Genomic DNA, 17,174 nt, shown 5'->3' on the forward strand with positions numbered 1-17,174 from the left:
TCTCCTGGCAGGTCAGTGGTGATGGAAGGTTTGCGCGTGGCGCAACTCGGACGCGACCCGCGCGTGCCAGAGCGCGCGGCGCTCGCCGCGCTGGTCGGCGCCAAGGCGTGGCTCGAACACGGCATCGGTTTCATTGGTCGCGCGGGCGTCCTGCAGCGAGTCCCACAGCAGCCCCGACGAGCCCGCGAAGAAGGCGATGCCGCGCAAGCTGGCGCGATCGGTCTCGCGCATGCGCCGGATCGGCATGCCGGTCAGGTCCGCCTGGATTTGCAGCAGCGCGTCGCTGCCGGAGAGGCCACCACCCACGATGAGTTCGGCCACGGGCACGCCGGCGACTTCCTCGTTGGCCTCCATGCAGGACGACACGGCATGCGCGATGCCTTCCAGGATGGCGTAGGCCACCTCGGCCTGCGTGCTTGCGATGGAGATGCCCGTCAGCGACGCGCGGGCTCCTGGCTGCATCTGCGGGACGCGCAGCCCGGTGAGCGCGGGCAGGAAGGTCACGCCGCGCGCGGAGTCGGCGGTGGCGGCCAGCGCGCTGATCTGCTTCGCGCTCTCGAACCAGCGCAGCTTCTCGCAAACCCAGTTCAGCGCGGAGCCCGTGGTGGCGACGAACGTTTCCACGGAAAGATGCGAGACATCGTGCTGCCGGCGCGCGGTCATGGTCAGGGTGCCGTCGTACAGGCCGGCCTTGGCCGGTGGCTGCGGCCCGATCACCAGGTCCACGAAGCTGCCGGTGCCATGCACGCACATCGACTGCCCGCGCTCCAGGCATCCGAGCCCCGCGGCGCCGGCAAGCTGGTCGCCTGCGCAAGCGAGGATCGGCACGTCGATGCCCAGCAGCGCCGGGCGCGTGCGCCCGAAATCGTCGGCGTCCTGGCGCAGCGCGGGCAACAGCGTGTGCGGGAAGCCCAGCGCATCGAGCCAGCCGAGGTGATAGCGGTGCCCGGCCAGCACGTAGGCGCTGGCGGAGGTGGCGTTGGTCGGCGTGGTCACGCAGGCGCGTTCGGTGGACAGATGCCAGAGCAGCCAGGTGTCGATGGTGCCAAACGCCAGGCTGCCCGCGCGAAACGCCTCGGCCACCTCGGGCGTGTCCCGCAGATGGCGCGCGGCCCAGAGGTAGGGAGAACGCACGCCGACCGGTCGCCCGACCTGCTCGAGCAGCGTCTTGTCCCAGGCTGGCGCCAGCGCGCTGAGCTCACTGACATAGCGCGTGTCCTGCCAGACCATGGCGGGCACGATCGCCCGCCCGCTGCGGGTATCCCACAGCACCGCGGTGGCACGCTGCGTGGCAATGCCCAACGCGACAATGCGCAACTGCTCTTGCTGCGCGCGTGCGATGGTGGCGCGGCAGACGGCGATCGTCTTTTCCAGTATCGCGTTGGCATCTTGCTCGACCACGCCGGGCCGTGGCGCGTCCACCTGCAGCGTGGTGTACTCGAGGCACGAGACATGGCCGTCGGCGGCAACCACGGCCGCCCGCGTGCCGGACGTGCCTTCGTCGATGGCGAGTATGACGTTCCTGTTGGTCTTCATCGTTGGGATTTCTCTATCGCCGGGTTGAGGAACGCCGGGGCCGGCGCCTCGTCGCCGCCGAATTGCGGCGCGTCGGCTTCGTTGTCAGGATGGATGGTGGTGCGCGTCGGGTCCCACTTGATGGCAAAGCAGATGATGCTGGCCGTCAGCGGCACGATCGAGAGGATGAGAAAGGTCGTCTCCAGGCCGTATTTCTCCCGGAAGAGCGGGAAGATCAACAGGCCCAGTGCGGCGCCGGTTGAGCCCAGTGCGCCGATGATGCCGTTGGCCCCCGCGCGCAGTTCGCTGCGAAACGACAGCGACGAAAGGCTCTTGCCGTTGGCGCCGGGACCGCCTGAATGGAAAAGGATGAACAGCGACGGCACGATCACCGCCACCCAGATCGGCATCTTGCCGTTGAACAGGCCGAGGATCAGCAGCATGACGAAGACGGCGGCGAAACCAAAGGCGGAAGCACGGCGCAGACCCAGCTTGCGCCCGATCAGCGGCGACATGAAGCCACCAAGGATGCCAAAGACGTTGAAGACCAGCGCACCCACCGTGGCGTAGACAAAATCCTTGCCGAACAGCGCCGCGCTGATCAGCGGCAGATACCAACCCACCGCGAAATACTGGATGGATTGCCCGATCTGCACCGTCGCTGCAAGAATGGTGCGCGGCAGATACACACCGCGAAAGATCAGCAGCACATTGGCCAGCCCGCGCTTTGCCTGATTCAGCACCGGCAGGCGCTCTTCCTCCGGCGCTGCGGAAAAGGGCCGGCCATAGATCCGCGTCATTGCCTTGGCGGCGTCGACCAGCCGCTCCTTGCGCGCCAGCCAGATCGGGCTCTCCACCAGGAACGCAAGCTGCAGCACCAGGATGCCGAGCCCGAAGATGGCGGTGGCCGCCACGGAGTAGCGCCAGATGGCGTCGCCCACATTCCACGAATGGAACAACAACGCCAGCAGCAAATTGCTGCAGACCGCGGTGTACCACATGCCCTGCCAGGTATTGAGCCGGCTCTTCAACCTGACCGGCGTGAATTCGGCCAGCACTGCCATGGCGATGGCAAAGTCGATGCCATAGGCCGCGCCGACAAAGAAGCGCCCGACGAGGATCACTTCGAAGCCAGGCGCGAACACCACCAGCAGCGCGCCAATCACCGCCAGGAATTTCGCGATGATCAGCGGGCGAATGCGGCCCCAGCGGTCCGCCATCCATCCGCCGATGGGATTGAAGGCGATCGCCACCCACGAAGCAAAGGACGTCAGCAGCGCAACTTGCGAAGCGGCAAGCTGCAGGTTCCGCGTCATGGGCCCGAGCCCGGCGCTCAATGCGGAATTGGAAAATGCGTCAAGGAACAGTCCTCCCAGCGCAAGCCACCAGATGAGGCCGGCTCTACCTTTTATGCCCGGGCAGGAATCAATAAATGCGATGACATCATCGATGCCACGGATCTTGATCGTGGATTGCACAGCGGTCTCCTTGTTTTATTTCTGTAAGAGGCCGCAGCAAGCTGCACGCAGGAAGAGACCATCTTACAGATGGTCTCTTATCTAGATCTGCAGGCGAACTTTAGGTTGAAAGATTCGGGGTGTCAAGGAGGGCAAGCGCGTGGACGAGCGCATATTGATACGCCTCCATCAGCGCGATGCATGACGGTCTGTCGGCAGGCGCATGACCTGGATTTCCGGCCCAGTACGCGTTTCCCAGGAACTTGCTACATTGCTGATTCTTCCGGCAAGAGCGGCCTCACGTTGCCGCCTCGCCCATCTCGCACTGCACACCGCACACCGACAGATCAAGGAGACATCGAATGCGCACCGGCCTTCAACTTCGTTCGCTAATCAAGAGCAGCGGTGAACTCGAGCTGTCGCTAGACAGCATCGACACGCCGCCCCCCGGCCCGGATGAAGTGCTCATCCGCATTGAAGCCTCTCCCCTCAACCCGTCCGATCTTGGCCTGCTGTTCGGTGCGGCCGACATGAGCACGGCCAAGGCCAGCGGCACAGCAGCGCGCCCAGTGGTCACCGCGCGCGTCCCGCAAGGGGCGATGCGCAGCATGGCCGGCCGCATGGATGCGTCCATGCCGGTTGGCAATGAGGGCGCGGGCGTGGTCGTCGATGCAGGCTCGTCCCCCGCGGCGCAAGCGCTGCTGGGCAAGACCGTGGCCGCCATCGGCGGCGCGATGTACTCGCAGTACCGCTGCGTTCCGGCGGACCAGTGCCTGGTCCTGCCCGAAGGCGCCACGCCCGCCGATGGCGCGTCGTCATTCGTCAACCCGCTCACCGCGCTGGGCATGGTGGAGACCATGCGGCGCGAAGGGCATAGCGCGCTGGTGCACACTGCGGCGGCCTCCAACCTGGGCCAGATGCTCAACCAGATCTGCCTCAAGGATGGCATCAAGCTGGTGAACATCGTGCGCAAGGAAGAGCAGGCGGACCTGCTCAAGGCACAGGGTGCGGTCTACGTGTGCAACACCGCGTCGCCCACGTTCATGCAGGACCTCACCGAGGCACTCGTCGCCACTGGCGCAACGATCGCGTTCGACGCCACGGGCGGCGGCAAGCTCGGCGGCCAGATCCTCACCTGCATGGAAGCGGCCTTGAACAAGACCGCGCGCGAATACAGCCGCTATGGCTCGACCACCCACAAGCAGGTCTACCTCTACGGCGGCCTGGACACCAGCCCGACCGAGTTCAGCCGCAGCTTCGGCATGGCGTGGGGCATGGGCGGCTGGCTGCTGTTCCCGTTCTTGCAGAAAATCGGGCGCGAGCGGGCCAACGAACTCAAGCAGCGCGTGGTGGCGGAACTGAAAACCACCTTTGCCAGCCATTACTCGAAGGAGATCTCGCTGGCCGAGGTGCTGGACCTGGACGTGATCGCCGTCTACAACAAGCGCGCGACAGGTGAGAAGTACCTGATCAACCCGAACAAGGGTCTGGCAGGCTAAGTCATCCCGGGGCGCCTTGCGCGCCCGCCGTGTCAAGTATCAGCCGCTGCGCCGCGGCCAGCGGCGCGGCGCTGCGCTGCCTGCAGGCAACGGGTGAGCGCTTTCCAGTTCCGCGGCAGCGTGGAAGCTCACCCAGGTGCTGCCCTGGCCGTCATCGCGCACCAATACGCGCAGAGGCAGGTCCAGCGTAACGCTGGGTGCCGCGAGCATCAACGGCGCCCCCCCTTTGGGTTGCCATAGATCAGCACCTGTGTCGGCGGCATTGCCAGCCAGGCATTGCGTGCAGCGTCGGCATGGTCGATCCGCGCGAGGCGAGTGCGGTAGCTGGCCGCTGCCGATTTACAATTGCCGATGCATGGTGGCAAATTCCGGGAGGGGATGCTTGTGCTTAGGGTCTGGGGGCGGCGTAGCTCATTCAATGTGCAGAAGGTGATGTGGCTGGTCGGCGAGCTCGGTCTTGCGCATGAGCACATCCCGGCTGGCGGCGGTTTCGGCATCAACGACACGGCTGAATTCCTGGCCATGAATCCGCATGGCAAGATCCCTGTCATCGACGATGGCGGCACGGTGGTCTGGGAATCGCACAGCATCCTGCGGTATCTGGCCGCTTGCCATGGCAAGCCTGGCTTCTGGGACGAAGATGCCAGCAGGCGCTCTGACGTGGAGCGCTGGATGGACTGGTCGCAGACCACCTTGCAGCCTGCCTTCCTGATTGGCGTGTTCTGGGGCTTCTATCGCACGCCGCCGGCGCAGCGGGACTGGAGCGGCATCAACAATAGCCTGGCGCTTTGTGCGCAGCACTTCCGGATTCTCGACCGTGTGCTTGCCGGTCGTCCGTTCCTCAATGGCAACCGCCTGACGCTGGCGGATATTCCGGCCGGGACGAACCTGTATCGATACTTCGAGCTGGAAATCGAGAGGCCGCGCCTGCCCAATGTAGAAGCGTGGTACGAGCGGCTCAAGCAACGCCCCGCCTATCGCGAGCATGTGATGGTACCGTTCGACGAATTGCGCGGGCGGCTCGATTACTGATTGACTGTTCTACGGTTCGACAGCCCTGCTGATCGCGCGCCAGGCCAACAACAAGAAACTCCGAGGAGACTAACCGTGCCCCACCCGCTCAATCGCACCGCCCTGCCGTGCGCCGCCCTGCTGCTTGCCTGCCTCAAAGCCCTCCCCGCCCACGCCGACATCCGCGTGGGCATCGACGTTTCCACCACCGGCCCCGCCGCCTCCATCGGCATCCCGTCCAAGAACACCATCATGATGTGGCCGCAAACCCTGGGCGGCCAGCGCGCGCAGTACGTGATCCTTGACGATGGCTCCGACCCGGCCGCGGCCGTGCGCAATGTGCGCAAGCTGATCTCCGAGGAGAAGGTGGATGTGGTGGTGGGCCCCAACATCACGCCCACCGCCATTGCTGCGCTGGATGCCGTGGCGGAGGGCGAGACGCCGATGGTGGCGCTGGCTGCGTCGGCCGCCATCATCGAGCCGCAGTCGGACCCCAAGCGGCGCTGGGCGTTCAAGATGCCGCAAAACGATTCGCATATGGCGACGGTCCTGACCGAGTACATGAGCAACCACGGCATCAGGACTGTCGGCTTCATCGGCTTCAACGATGCCTACGGCGAGAGCTGGTGGCGCGAGTTCTCCAAGCTGGCGGACGTGCGCAAGCTCAAGGTGGTAGCCAACGAGCGCTTCTCGCGCACCGATACTTCGGTGACCGGGCAGGTGCTCAAGCTGATGGCCGCCACCCCGGATGCAATCCTGATTGCCGGCGCGGGCACGCCGTCGGTATTGCCGCAGAAGACCCTGGCCGAGCGCGGCTACAAGGGCAAGGTGTATCAGACGCACGGCATCGCCACCTGGGATTTCCTGCGGGTGGGCGGCAAGGATGTGGAAGGCACGCTGTTCCCGACCGGGCCGGTGGTGGTGGCGCGGCAGTTGCCGGATGGCCATCCGGTAAAGAAGGTGGCGCTGGATTTCGTGACGCGCTATGAGACAAAGTACGGCGCGGACAGCATCACCCAATTTGCCGGCGATGCCTGGGGCGCGTGGATGCTGCTGGACGATGCCGCGCGCCGTGCCGGCAAGAGCGGCGCGCAGCCGGGCACGCGCGAGTTCCGCCACGCCATGCGCGATGCGCTGGAGACGACCACCAACCTGACCATTCCCAATGGTGTGATGAACCTGAGCGCGAAGGACCATCAAGGCTTTGACCAGCGCTCACGCGTGATGGGTGTGATCCGCGACGGCAAGTTTGCCTACGCGTCAGACAAGTAAGGATAGGCAAGGATATTTGAGATGAGCAATACGACGATTGGCTTTATCGGCCTTGGCGCCATGGGCACGCCGATGGTGCGCCACCTGCTCGCCGGCGGCCACGCCGTGCGCGCTTATGTACGCCGCCCCGAGGCCGCCGACGCGGCCCGCGCGCTTGGCGCCGTGCCCTGCACCACGCCGGCGCAAGCCGCGCGCGGCGCCTCGGTGGTGTTTACCAACGTCACGTCATCGGACGACGTGCAGGCCGTGCTGCTGGGCGAGCACGGCGTGATCGAAGGCGCGGCGCCGGGCACCATCTGCATCGACCACAGCACGATCTCGCCCATCGTCACCCGCGAGATTGCCGCCAGGCTGGCCGAGCGCGGCATCGAAGCACTGGACTGCCCGGTCTCCGGCGGCACGGTCGGCGCCGAGGCCGCCAGCCTCACCATCATGGTGGGCGGCAAGGCCGAGATGCTGGAGCGCGTGCGGCCGCTGCTCGCGCTGCTCGGCAAGACCATCACCCACATCGGCGATCACGGCGCAGGGCAAGTCGCCAAGCTGTGCAACCAGATCGCCCAGGTGGTCAATATCGAAGGCATTGCCGAAGCCATGCGCTTCGCGCAGGCGCAGCAGGTAGACAGCGGCCGCGTGCTGCAAGCCATGGCCACCGGCATGGCTGGCAGCCGCATGCTTGACATGATGGGACCGAAGATGGTCGCCCACGACTTTGCCCCCGGTATCGAAGCGCGGCTGCACGACAAGGACTTCGGCCTGGCCGCGCAGATTGCGCGCCAGCTCGGGCTGGAGCTGCCGGCCATGCAAGCCACCTCGCGCCAGCTCGGCACGCTGATGGAAAAGGGCTGGGGCAAGGACGATACGTCGTCGTTGCTGCGGGTGCTGGAGGGCTGAATGGCCGATGAGTGGGCGAAGCGTGGCCAAAGAGTGGCCAAAAAGGAGGCGCTAAGCCACCCCCATCATCCGTCGCACAGCCAGCAGCAGCGGACTGTCCCTGTCGGCGAAATCATGCATCACGTTGAAATGGTGCCTGTCGGGCATCGGCACATGCGCCGCGCCCGGTGCATGCGCGTTGGCAGGCCAGCCGGCGCGCAGCAGATCGGTCTGCCGGTGGTATTCGCCCGGCTCCAGCCCGCCCACCGCGGTGACCAGCGGCGCATCCGTGGCCGGCGGCAGGAAGGCCGGCGAGAGCCGGTCAACGTCGCGCGCCGATAGCTTCAGGTCGACCTGCAGGAAATCCGCCCGGCGCAGCGGCTCCAGGTCATGCAGGCCGCTGACCGAGACCACGCCCTTGACCAGGTCGGCGGGCAGATCGCTGCCTACGCGCGGCCACAGCGTGGTGAGCATCATCGCGGCCATGTGGCCGCCGACGGAATGCCCGCCCACGAAGATGCGCGACTTGTCGTGGCCAAGCCGGCCGGACTCCCGGTACAGCCACGCCACGCTGCGCACGGCCTGCAGCACGATGGTCTGCACCGTCACCGCCGGGCACAGCGAGTAATTGATCACCGCCACCGACACGCCGCAGTGCGGCAGCGCATTGGCCACCAGGCTGTGGTCGCGCTTGTCCAGCGCGCGCCAGTAGCCGCCGTGGAGGAACACCAGCAGCGGCGGCGGCCCATCGGTGGCGCCCGGCTCGGCCGGAAAGTAATCGAGCCGCTCGTCCGCTGCATGCGGGCCGGGCTCGGCACCGGCATAGCTCAGGTCCTCCAGCCAGCCGGCGCGCTTGCGCACCTGCCGCGACAACTCCGCCCAGTGGGCCATGTGGGCGGCATTGTCGGGCACGTTGGCCCGGTTGTTGTATTCGCGCGCATAGAAGGCGGGATCCTGCGACGGCAGCCGCGCAAGACTGGCGAGGGAGGGCTGGGCTGACATGTGGCTCCGGGGTGGATGAGAGAGACCGGGCAGCGCCACGGCTGCAAGCATGCTAGCCAGTTCGCACGGCGCCAGATATCGACAACTTCCCGGATATCGCGCCGCTGCGGCAAGCCTTGGCTCCATGGCCAGGTTCCCCGCGCCCCGGCGTCAACAGCTAGCGATCGCAGCCGGGCGACGCGGGACAAGCGGAGGCGCCAGGGCTGCGGATGGGGCGCGTTGGGGACCCGCTACCGGAGCCAGTTGTGGCCTGGCAGGATTTGCGGCATAATTCCCGGCTCAGCACCGTGCTGGTACGCCGGACTCCCGGCAATTCCGCCAGCACCCACTCAGCCCGGGTGGTGAAACAGGTAGACGCAGGGGACTCAAAATCCCCCGCCGCAAGGCGTGTCGGTTCGAGTCCGACCCCGGGCACCACTATCTTTCCCAAAGAAACAAGTAGCTACAGATACGCATACGCCCAAGGGCGAGCGCAGCTTCACCACGCGTTTATGTTCCGTACGGCGTGCTGGCCCAAAGCTAAGCCGGAAAGAACTCAACCCGCTCCCCGGCGCCAGCCATCGACTGCCCAAACGTAATCCAGCCGTGCCCTCTTAGCGCAACTTCATCGCGGCGCAGGATGATTTCGTCATCACCGTCGATGGCGACATGCGTACCGTTCGCGCTTCTGTCGATCAGCATGTACTTGCCGGCGCGGAACTCGATCATGGCGTGGAACCGCGATGTCTGCGGATCCGCAACGACGATCGTCATCGCGGCGTCGCGCCCTAGCGTGACCGGCGGCGAGGCGCCGTTCATGCGGACCTCCATCTCCCGATACCGCAGCGTTAGCAGCGCGGGGCGGATCGCGCGCTGGCTGACGTCGGCCAGAATGGTCAACTCGGCGTTCTGCTGCCATATCGCTTCGAACAACTCCACGGGCACGTCCTTGCCGCGCACCTGTATCGGGTAGAGGTAGCGCATCGCCTGGCGCAGGCCTGCCGGCAGATGCGCCACGGCGTCCTTGCTGGTGATGATCTGCCCCTGCGATGCGAGCTTGGTGAGGCGCGCGGCAAGGTTCACCGTGTCGCCGAACACGTCGCCCGATGCATCATGCAGGAGCGGGCCGTGGTGAAAGCCGATATGGATGGACATGGGGATGCCGGATACGGGCGGCAGCGCTGCAATCGCCATCTGCATGTCGAGTGCAGCCTGCATGGCATTCTCGGCGCAGGGGAACACCGCCATGACTTCATCGCCGATGGTCTTCACCACGCGGCCTTGCTGCGCCGACGAGCAGGACTTCATCAGGGCAATGCACTGCCCGATTGCGCCGAAGGCCGCTGTGTTGCCGGCCTTTTCATACAGCTTGGTGCTGCTGCTGACATCCGCGAACAGTACGGAACCGTCACCGTCGGACATCGCAGGCCTCGATTCCCGGTCCATATGCACCTCAATATGCACCTCAACTTGTTCGCTCGCCGCGCGCCTCGCATGGCGCCCTGCACTGATGGTAGTACGCGGCCGCACGCTCAAAGGAATGTTTCAGCGATATCGATCGATGAGCGCTGGCCGAGTGCCTCGAAGTTTGCCGCGAGCCAGGCGTCGGCGCGCTCGCGCCCGAGCGTGAACAGGCTGCGCAGGAAGGCCCAGTCCGCCTTGAACTTGCTGGGCGCGCCCAGCCGTGCCATCTCGGCTTCGGCATCGATGCCGTGGATCAGCATGCGGCGGTAGCGCGCCGGGTCGAGCGCGCCTTCGTCGATCAGCCGGGTAATGAACTCGATGGCGCGCATCTCCCGCATCAACGAGGAGTTAAAGCTGAGCGTGTTGATACGGTCCAGGATTTCGCGTGCCGTAACAGGCACCTGAGGAATATGGATCGGGTTGAGGCGGATGATCAGCACATCGCGGCTGTCGGTCTCATAGATCAGCGGATAGATCGGCGGGTTGCCCATATAACCGCCGTCCCAGTAATACTCGCCGTCGATCTCCACAGCCTGGAACAGCGTCGGCAGGCAGGCCGAAGCCATCACGGCCTTGGCGCAGATCTCGCCAGTGCTGAACACGCGGATGCGCCCGCGCAGCACATTGGTTGCGCACAGGAACAGCTTGACGCTCTTGCTGCGGCGCAGCACCTCGAAATCGATGGTCTCATCCAGGAGGTTCTGCAGCGGGTTGAGATTGCAAGGATTGAGCTGGTAAGGCGAGTAAAAGCGCGTGAGATGGTCGAACATCATCCACGCCGGCGACATCTCCATATTGCCGCCAGCGCCCATCAACCGGTCCAGCCAGGTAGGTTGCAGGGGACTCAGCTTCGCGCAGTCGGACACCTTGCGCCAGCACGTCTCCAGGGCCTGCCGCGCGCCCTCCGGCCCACCGCTTGCCAGGCCGTAGGCGAGCACGGTGGCGTTGACGGCGCCGGCACTGGTGCCGCTGATGCCATCGATGCCGATGCGCCTGTCTTCCAGCAGCCGGTCCAGCACGCCCCAGCTGAATGCCCCATGGGTGCCGCCCCCTTGCAACGCGATGTTGATGCGGCGGATCGCGGGGGGTTGCGTGGCTTGCATGGTCGCCTCCTGTTTGCGTGCCTCTGGCATCGCCCAGCCCGGGCAGCTCGGCCCGTGCTGGCCTTCCGGCTCCCTGTGGTTGCAGCGTAGTGCATGCGGGCGGACAACCGGCGCAAACCAGCGCGTTGCCTGGCTTCGCCGTCCGACTGGCAGCTCGGGACACAAGGGGCTGATCGGGTACAAATCGGCGCCTGGTCGCACCCACTCAAACATCAGTTCGCTCAGGTCAGGCACCAGCGCGCGATGCGGCAGCGCGGCATTGCCCGCGCGCGCTCAGTCGGCGGCCAGGGGCACAAGCCCGAAAGTCAGGGCGAAAAGCATGGGCATCTCCCATCTCGTTATTGGAGGAATGCCGTCACTGTAGCTCCGGATCGCCCCCGCTTTGATGAAAGATGCGGCCCGATTGTGCGATGCGCTCGACCAATCATCGACGCATCGCCGCAACAGGCTGGCGCCTCGGCGTCATCGCCACGCACCAGGACAACGTCTTCGACGCGCTGATCGCCAAGCTGCCCAAGCCCCAGCACGACGGCCTGCACACGCGCTACAACTCCATCACCACCGAGCCGGACAAGCTCAAGTTCATCGACCGCCTGGTCGCCGACAGCCGCACCGTGGCGCTGAACCACACGGCCGGGCTGTCCACGCCGCAGCAGGTGCAGATGGTGCTGTTCTCGCTGTTCTCGCTGATGGACACGCATGACGAGTACAAGGCCGCGATGAAGCGCCTGATCCGCAGCCGCAAGGCGGCGCTGTACCGCGAGATCGGCATTGCGCCGGACAACGATGACCCCAATGCCGTGGACTACTACACGCTGCTCGACATCGAGCAGCTTGGCGGCAAGGCCATCGGCCCGGACTTCGTCAAATGGGTACTCACCTCCGCCGAGCCAGTGGAGCTGCTGTTCCGCCTCGCCGAGGAAGCGGGCGTGGTGCTCCTGCCGGGCCGCGGCTTTGGCACGCGCCATCCCTCCGGGCGCGTGTCGCTGGCCAACCTCAACGAATCGGACTACGTGAAGATCGGCCGTTCGATCCGCAAGCTGTTCGAGGAGTACGTGGAGCAGTACAACAAGGCCACGGGCAGCAAGGCGCGCAAGGACGTGACGAAGAAGTAAGCCAACGGCTTGTGACGGGCAGATGCCGGCATGGCCCGGCATCTGCCTGACACGCGCCCCCACGCACGGCTCTGGTATGGTGGGCGGTCCGCCAAACCGCCGCCGAGGCACCGAGCCGCATGTCCCCTTCCCTTCTAGCTACCCCCCTGCCTGCGTCCTGGCTCGCCTCGCTGCAAAGCGCCATGCCGGTGGGCTTTTCCTGGTGGTGGCCCTCGCTGTTCACACTGGCGGAATGGGCGATCCGCCTGGCCATGCTGGTCTACGTGCCGCAGCGCCGCGCCCCGGCGGCGGCGCGCACCTGGCTGCTGCTGATCTTCTTCCTGCCATGGCTGGGGCTGGTGCTCTATGCGCTGTTCGGCCGCATCTACTATCCCAAGTCGCGCCGCCTGAAGCTGGCCCGCATCAACCAGGGCATCGCAAACGTGCGTGACCGGGTGGCGCGCTTCGCGCCATTGCAGCCGCTGCCCGCCGCCGTTGCCGCCGACGCGGCCGGGCTGATCGAGCGGCTCGGCTCCTACTCGCCGATGCGCGGCAATGCCGTGGCGCTGCTCGACGACTATGACGCGACGGTAGCAGCAATGATTGCCGATATCGACGGCGCCAGGCACCAGGTCCATCTGCTGGTCTACATCTACGCCGCGGACGCGACCGGCCGCGCCTTTACCGACGCCCTGCTGCGAGCCAGCGCGCGAGGCGTGCGCTGCCGCCTGCTGGTGGATGCGCTGGGCGCGCGCGCGGGCTGGCGCATGTTTGCCGATACGCTGCGCGACGGCGGCGTGGAGGTGGTGCAGGCCCTGCCCATGCGCTCGCTGATGGCGGTGCTCAAAGGCAAGAGCGCGCGCTTCGACTTGCGCAATCACCGCAAGATCCTGGTGGTGGACGGCAGCATTGGCTATATCGGCTCGCAAAACGTGATCGATGCCGAGTCGATGCCTGGACTGCCCAATGAAGAACTGGTGGCACGCGTGACCGGGCCAGTGGTGGCGGAGCTGCAAGCGGTCTTCCTGGCCGACCGCTACCTGGAAACCGGCGACGGCAACTTCGACCTCGACAGCTTCCCGCCCATGGAGGCGCAAGGCCCGCACATCGCGCAGATGCTGCCCAGCGGCCCTGGCTACGGCACGCAGAACGCGCAGATGGCGCTGATCAGCATGATCCACCGCGCGCGCAGCGAAGTGGTCATCACCACGCCCTACTTCGTGCCGGATGAAGCGTTCCTGCAAGCGCTGCACCTGGCTTGCTACCGTGGCGTGGCGGTGCACCTGGTGTTGTCGCAACGGATCGACCAGCGCTTCACGCAGGCCGCGCAAGAGGCTTACTTCGGCGTGCTGCTGGACTCGGGGGTGCAGATCCACTTGTACCGCCCCGCCTTCCTGCATGCCAAGCACGTCACCATTGACGACGAAGTTGCCATGGTGGGATCGACCAACATGGATATCCGGTCGTTCGCGCTCAATGCCGAGGCCGCGCTGGTGATCTATGACCGTGATGTGGTGGCGCGCATGCGGCGGATCCAGCAGCGGTATCTGGCCAATAGTGAGACGGTGGTGCGGGCGGTTTGGCAGCGGCGGCCGCTGCATACGCGGACCTGGCAGAATCTTTGCCGGTTGGCGGATTCGTTGCTGTAGGTGTGAGAACGCGGCCAGTGGCCCCGCTGACGCGGGGGTTGTCTCTAGTGGGCGGGGTTTTACTGCTTCTAGCTGCTGGCGCGGCTGTACGGTGTTGGCCGTTTTGGAACGTGTGAGATGTCACTTTTCTTTACTCGTAAAGAAAAGATGGTATGAACGCGCTCCGCCCCCCGCAGTGGAGCGCGAGGTGGCGAGACGGTAGTGTGGGGCGGGCAGAAAAGAGTCTGATGAGTGGGGGGTCCCTCCAGGCCGAACGGCATCGCAATGTGCCAGAGTGGAAGATGTCACCACCACTACAGGAACGGAGGGACCCGAAATGAATGCTATGACATTTGGGCTGGATATTGCAAAGCATGTGTTCCAGCTGTACTGGGTTGACCCTGAGACTGGCGAGATTCACAACCGGCGATTCCAGCGTCAAAAGCTGATCGAGTTTCTAGCTCAGCACAAAGGACGCGTGGCGCTGGAGGCCTGCGGCAGTGGGCACTGGTGGGCCCGCAAGCTCCTCGAGATGGGCTATGAGGTGAAGCTGCTGCACGCGAAATACGTCCGCCCGTTCGTGCAAACGAACAAGACTGACGCCGCAGATGCGCGCGCGATCTGGACGGCGGCGCAACAGCCGGGCATGCCGACAGTGACACCGAAGACAGTGGAGCAGCAGGCCACGCTGGTGTTGCATCGGATGCGAGAGCAGCACATCAAGATGCGCACCATGATGATCAATGCCTTGCGCGGTGCGCTCTACGAGTTTGGTTTGAGCTTCAAGAGGGGGCGTCAGGCGGGCCTGGCGGAGATGCGCGAGCGCCTGGCGGAAGTGGAGGAAGACGTGCCGGCGAGGGTCTTCGAGGCGTTGCGCGAACAGTTCGAGCTGATCGGCCGGCTAGACAAAGGCATTGAGCAGTTGGAAGGACAGATCAAGGCCTGGTCCCAAACGCAGCCGGCGTGCGAGCAACTGATGGCGATTCCGGGGATTGGCATGCTCACGGCCACGGCGCTGCTAGCGACAATCGGCGATGCGCAGGGCTTCGAATCGGGGCGGCAACTGTCGGCCTACCTGGGGCTGGTGCCGCGCCAGCGTGGCACTGGGGGCAAGGTGCAACTGGGAGCGATTAGCAAACGCGGAGACTGTTACCTGCGCATGCTGCTGATCCACGGTGCCAGGGCAGTGCTGTTCAGGGCCAAGGACAAAGGGGCCTGGTGCGACCAACTGGCACGCCGACGCCCGACCAACGTGACGGTGGTGGCAATGGCGAACAAGGCGGCGAGAATTGCCTGGGCGGTGCTGAGGGGCAAGGAGCCGTATGAAAGAGAGCATGAGTTGAAGAAAGCGGAGCGGGCCAGGCAAATGACGGATTCCGCGCTAGGGCATCTGCGCCTACCAAAACCGTAGGCACAGCAGCCCTAGCTGCGGCTATTGAAGCAGGTTAATTGAATTCGACTAGCAGGTTGCGCGGGTAGACGTGAAGTGATGGCAAGACAGGTTGGACCGCAAGAACGAGACCCTGATCGGTTACTAGTGCTTCGAGCACGCTGAAAAGACGAGGGCCGTTCTTGGCGAATTCCATACGGGCCCGCAGGCTTGACCTGCATGAGGCCGGATATAAGGCTGCAACCAAATCCTCGCCGAGCATCATGAGATGATTTACCTGGCAAACCGGGGCGCGTTCATATAAGTAACCAAAAGAAAGCGATCCTTGCAGGAGGCTGGCGTGGCGTCATTGGGAGCCCCAATGGTTTCGTCGTACAGCCCCGGGTGCTAATGGACTCGTGCCGTTACCAGTTTAGACCACCACGACGCAGCCAATGTCCAAGGATTCGTGGTGGTCCCCCCGGTAGCGGCCACCACGAACTTCAAGCCGTCTGTCGCTCGCGGAGTGACTGGCCACGAAGTTGCAAGCGTCCCGTTTCCGTCGTGGGCGCGGTGGCACCGAATGGATAGGACCAAGAACTTCTTCGCCGCGCCCACCCCACCCCGAAACCATCACAGCGTGATATATCGTGGCACTTCGAGCCGGTACCGGCAGATGCGTGAATGAGCAGGGATGCCGCTACCGAGCAGCCTCACCGCGAAACCAGCGTCATTTGCTGAATAGTGGTCCTTTGAACCGGTAACGGCACGAGGCTATTAAAACCCAGGGCCTGACGACGAAACCACCGGGCTACGCAACCCCGACAAGCCAGCCTCCTGCAAGGATCGCTTTCTCTTGGTTACTTCTCTTTACGAGTAAAGAGAAGTGACATCTCACACGTGCGTAAACGGCCAACACCGCACAGCCGCGACAGCAGCTAGAAGCAGTAAAACCCCGCCCACAGAAGCGCAAGAGACACCCCCCGCGTCAGCGGGGCCAGCAACCTTAACGCGCCTCCACGTACCCCAACACCGTCTCCAGCATCGTCTTCAGCGTAGGCTGGATACGCGTTGCCCGCGCTTCGTCATAAGCAAAGGGATAGGTCTCGCTCATATAGGCCGACTGCGTCAACTCCAGCTGCACGGCATGCACGCCCTGCGCTGGCGCCCCGTACTGCCGCGTGATATAGCCGCCCTTGAAACGCCCGTTGAGCACCGACGTATAGCCAGGCAACGCGCCAGCGATATCCAGCAGCTGGTTGGCCAGCGCGGCGTCGCAGCTGGCGCCATTGGCGGTGCCCAGGTTGAAGTCGGTCAGCTTGCCCTCGAAAAAGCGCGGCAGCACCGAGCGGATCGAATGCGCGTCCCACAGCGCCACGGTACCGTGCTCGGCACGCAAGCGGGCCAGTTCCCCGGCGAGCGCGCCGTGGTACGGATGCCAGATGGCGTCGCGGCGCGCGGCGATTTCGTCGTCGGCGGGCAGGCTGCTGGCGTCGGCGTAGATCGGCGTCTTGTCGAAAGTATCGACCGGGCACAGGCCGGTGGTGTCCTGGCCGGGGTAGAGATTGGCGTTGTCGGGCGGGCGGTTCAGGTCCACCACGTAGCGCGAGTGGGTGGCCACCAGGATGGAGGCGCCGAGCTCGCGCGCGAAATCGTACAGGCGCTCGAGGTGCCAGTCAGTATCGGGCACGGTGCGTGCCTCGGCGGTCAGCCGGTCGGACACGGAGGCCGGCAGGTGGGTGCCGACGTGCGGCATCGACACCAGCATCGGGCGCGTGCCGCGATGCAGGGTGAAAGCGGGGGTATCGGTCGAGAAGGCCATGTTTTCTTGTTTGCTACTTTGCAACATAAAGGCGCAGTGCCCATCAATGCGGGCCTGAAGCTTGTAGCGTCAAGCGTCAGGCCGCGTGG

The 17,174-nt window shown here is 64.9% G+C and carries 13 protein-coding genes, 1 tRNA gene and 1 pseudogene; 8 read left to right on the forward strand and 7 right to left on the reverse strand.

What is annotated here, in order from left to right:
• Positions 1 to 12: 12 nt before the first annotated feature.
• Positions 13 to 1,536, reverse strand: a complete 1,524-nt coding sequence (locus tag A9975_RS35060; RefSeq protein ID WP_183036742.1) for an FGGY family carbohydrate kinase — start codon at positions 1,534 to 1,536, stop codon at positions 13 to 15.
• Positions 1,533 to 2,993 carry an MFS transporter gene (locus A9975_RS35065; protein ID WP_183036743.1) on the reverse strand — a complete coding sequence of 487 codons (1,461 nt, stop codon included), beginning with the start codon at positions 2,991 to 2,993 and terminating at the stop codon, positions 1,533 to 1,535. The genes A9975_RS35060 and A9975_RS35065 overlap by 4 nt, the downstream gene beginning before the upstream one ends.
• 341 nt (positions 2,994 to 3,334) lie before the next feature.
• Here A9975_RS35065 and A9975_RS35070 point away from each other — a divergent pair, with 341 nt between their 5' ends.
• Entirely contained in the window at positions 3,335 to 4,471 is a 1,137-nt protein-coding gene (locus A9975_RS35070) for a zinc-binding dehydrogenase (RefSeq protein ID WP_183036744.1), read from the forward strand.
• A gap of 39 nt (positions 4,472 to 4,510) precedes the next feature.
• Here the strand turns inward: A9975_RS35070 and A9975_RS38425 are convergent, their stop codons facing one another.
• Positions 4,511 to 4,681 carry a DUF302 domain-containing protein gene (locus A9975_RS38425; protein ID WP_255504227.1) on the reverse strand — a complete coding sequence of 57 codons (171 nt, stop codon included), beginning with the start codon at positions 4,679 to 4,681 and terminating at the stop codon, positions 4,511 to 4,513.
• Positions 4,682 to 4,855: 174 nt separating this feature from the next.
• Here A9975_RS38425 and A9975_RS35080 point away from each other — a divergent pair, with 174 nt between their 5' ends.
• The 3 genes from A9975_RS35080 to A9975_RS35090 all read left to right on the forward strand — a co-directional run bounded on the left by A9975_RS35080 (position 4,856) and on the right by A9975_RS35090 (position 7,645).
• Positions 4,856 to 5,503 (forward strand): glutathione S-transferase family protein, encoded by a 648-nt coding sequence (locus tag A9975_RS35080; RefSeq protein ID WP_183036745.1) that lies wholly within the window; start codon positions 4,856 to 4,858, stop codon positions 5,501 to 5,503.
• Between the two features lie 75 nt (positions 5,504 to 5,578).
• The gene (locus A9975_RS35085) at positions 5,579 to 6,754 is read left to right on the forward strand and encodes an ABC transporter substrate-binding protein (protein WP_370565970.1); all 1,176 of its coding nucleotides are present in this window, start codon (positions 5,579 to 5,581) and stop codon (positions 6,752 to 6,754) included.
• Between the two features lie 21 nt (positions 6,755 to 6,775).
• Positions 6,776 to 7,645, forward strand: a complete 870-nt coding sequence (locus A9975_RS35090) for an NAD(P)-dependent oxidoreductase (protein WP_183036746.1) — start codon at positions 6,776 to 6,778, stop codon at positions 7,643 to 7,645.
• Positions 7,646 to 7,696: 51 nt separating this feature from the next.
• Here A9975_RS35090 and A9975_RS35095 read toward each other — a convergent pair whose 3' ends face one another.
• Positions 7,697 to 8,626, reverse strand: coding sequence for an alpha/beta hydrolase (locus A9975_RS35095; RefSeq protein ID WP_183036747.1), 930 nt, complete (start codon positions 8,624 to 8,626; stop codon positions 7,697 to 7,699).
• 332 nt (positions 8,627 to 8,958) lie between these two features.
• Between A9975_RS35095 and A9975_RS35100 the strand changes: the two genes are divergently transcribed.
• A tRNA-Leu gene (locus tag A9975_RS35100) sits at positions 8,959 to 9,043 on the forward strand.
• Between the two features lie 102 nt (positions 9,044 to 9,145).
• Here the strand turns inward: A9975_RS35100 and A9975_RS35105 are convergent.
• Together A9975_RS35105 and A9975_RS35110 are read right to left on the reverse strand one after the other, a co-directional pair.
• Entirely contained in the window at positions 9,146 to 10,051 is a 906-nt protein-coding gene (locus A9975_RS35105) for an adenylate/guanylate cyclase domain-containing protein (protein ID WP_183036748.1), read from the reverse strand.
• Positions 10,052 to 10,137: 86 nt separating this feature from the next.
• Complete coding sequence (locus A9975_RS35110) at positions 10,138 to 11,172, reverse strand: patatin-like phospholipase family protein (protein ID WP_183036749.1); 1,035 nt, start codon at positions 11,170 to 11,172, stop codon at positions 10,138 to 10,140.
• Positions 11,173 to 11,612: 440 nt separating this feature from the next.
• On the opposite strand from A9975_RS35110, the pseudogene A9975_RS35115 reads away from it, so the two are divergent.
• From A9975_RS35115 to A9975_RS35125, 3 genes and pseudogenes are all read left to right on the forward strand, one after another.
• Positions 11,613 to 12,287 (forward strand): annotated as a pseudogene (locus A9975_RS35115) (bifunctional aspartate transaminase/aspartate 4-decarboxylase); the annotation flags it as partial.
• A 119-nt stretch (positions 12,288 to 12,406) separates the two neighbouring features.
• Entirely contained in the window at positions 12,407 to 13,915 is a 1,509-nt protein-coding gene (gene cls / locus A9975_RS35120) for a cardiolipin synthase (RefSeq protein WP_255504228.1), read from the forward strand.
• A gap of 316 nt (positions 13,916 to 14,231) precedes the next feature.
• Positions 14,232 to 15,305 (forward strand): IS110 family transposase, encoded by a 1,074-nt coding sequence (locus A9975_RS35125; protein ID WP_174428788.1) that lies wholly within the window; start codon positions 14,232 to 14,234, stop codon positions 15,303 to 15,305.
• Positions 15,306 to 16,269: 964 nt separating this feature from the next.
• On the opposite strand, the gene hutG is transcribed toward A9975_RS35125, so the two are convergent.
• On the reverse strand, positions 16,270 to 17,085 hold the full coding sequence (hutG, locus tag A9975_RS35130; protein WP_183036750.1) for an N-formylglutamate deformylase: 816 nt from the start codon (positions 17,083 to 17,085) through the stop codon (positions 16,270 to 16,272).
• Between the last annotated feature and the right edge of the window lie 89 nt (positions 17,086 to 17,174).

This window comes from Cupriavidus sp. UME77, assembly GCF_014170355.1.
GTDB classification, from domain to species: Bacteria; Pseudomonadota; Gammaproteobacteria; order Burkholderiales; family Burkholderiaceae; genus Cupriavidus; species Cupriavidus basilensis.

Coding starts and splice junctions, on each gene's coding strand:
- A9975_RS35060 (WP_183036742.1), bottom strand. CDS start 1,536: ATGAAGACCAACAGGAACGTCATACTCGCCATCGACGAAGGCACGTCC.
- hutG (WP_183036750.1), bottom strand. CDS start 17,085: ATGGCCTTCTCGACCGATACCCCCGCTTTCACCCTGCATCGCGGCACG.
- A9975_RS35105 (WP_183036748.1), bottom strand. CDS start 10,051: ATGGACCGGGAATCGAGGCCTGCGATGTCCGACGGTGACGGTTCCGTA.
- A9975_RS35125 (WP_174428788.1), top strand. CDS start 14,232: ATGAATGCTATGACATTTGGGCTGGATATTGCAAAGCATGTGTTCCAG.
- cls (WP_255504228.1), top strand. CDS start 12,407: ATGTCCCCTTCCCTTCTAGCTACCCCCCTGCCTGCGTCCTGGCTCGCC.
- A9975_RS35090 (WP_183036746.1), top strand. CDS start 6,776: ATGAGCAATACGACGATTGGCTTTATCGGCCTTGGCGCCATGGGCACG.
- A9975_RS35095 (WP_183036747.1), bottom strand. CDS start 8,626: ATGTCAGCCCAGCCCTCCCTCGCCAGTCTTGCGCGGCTGCCGTCGCAG.
- A9975_RS35110 (WP_183036749.1), bottom strand. CDS start 11,172: ATGCAAGCCACGCAACCCCCCGCGATCCGCCGCATCAACATCGCGTTG.
- A9975_RS38425 (WP_255504227.1), bottom strand. CDS start 4,681: ATGCTCGCGGCACCCAGCGTTACGCTGGACCTGCCTCTGCGCGTATTG.
- A9975_RS35070 (WP_183036744.1), top strand. CDS start 3,335: ATGCGCACCGGCCTTCAACTTCGTTCGCTAATCAAGAGCAGCGGTGAA.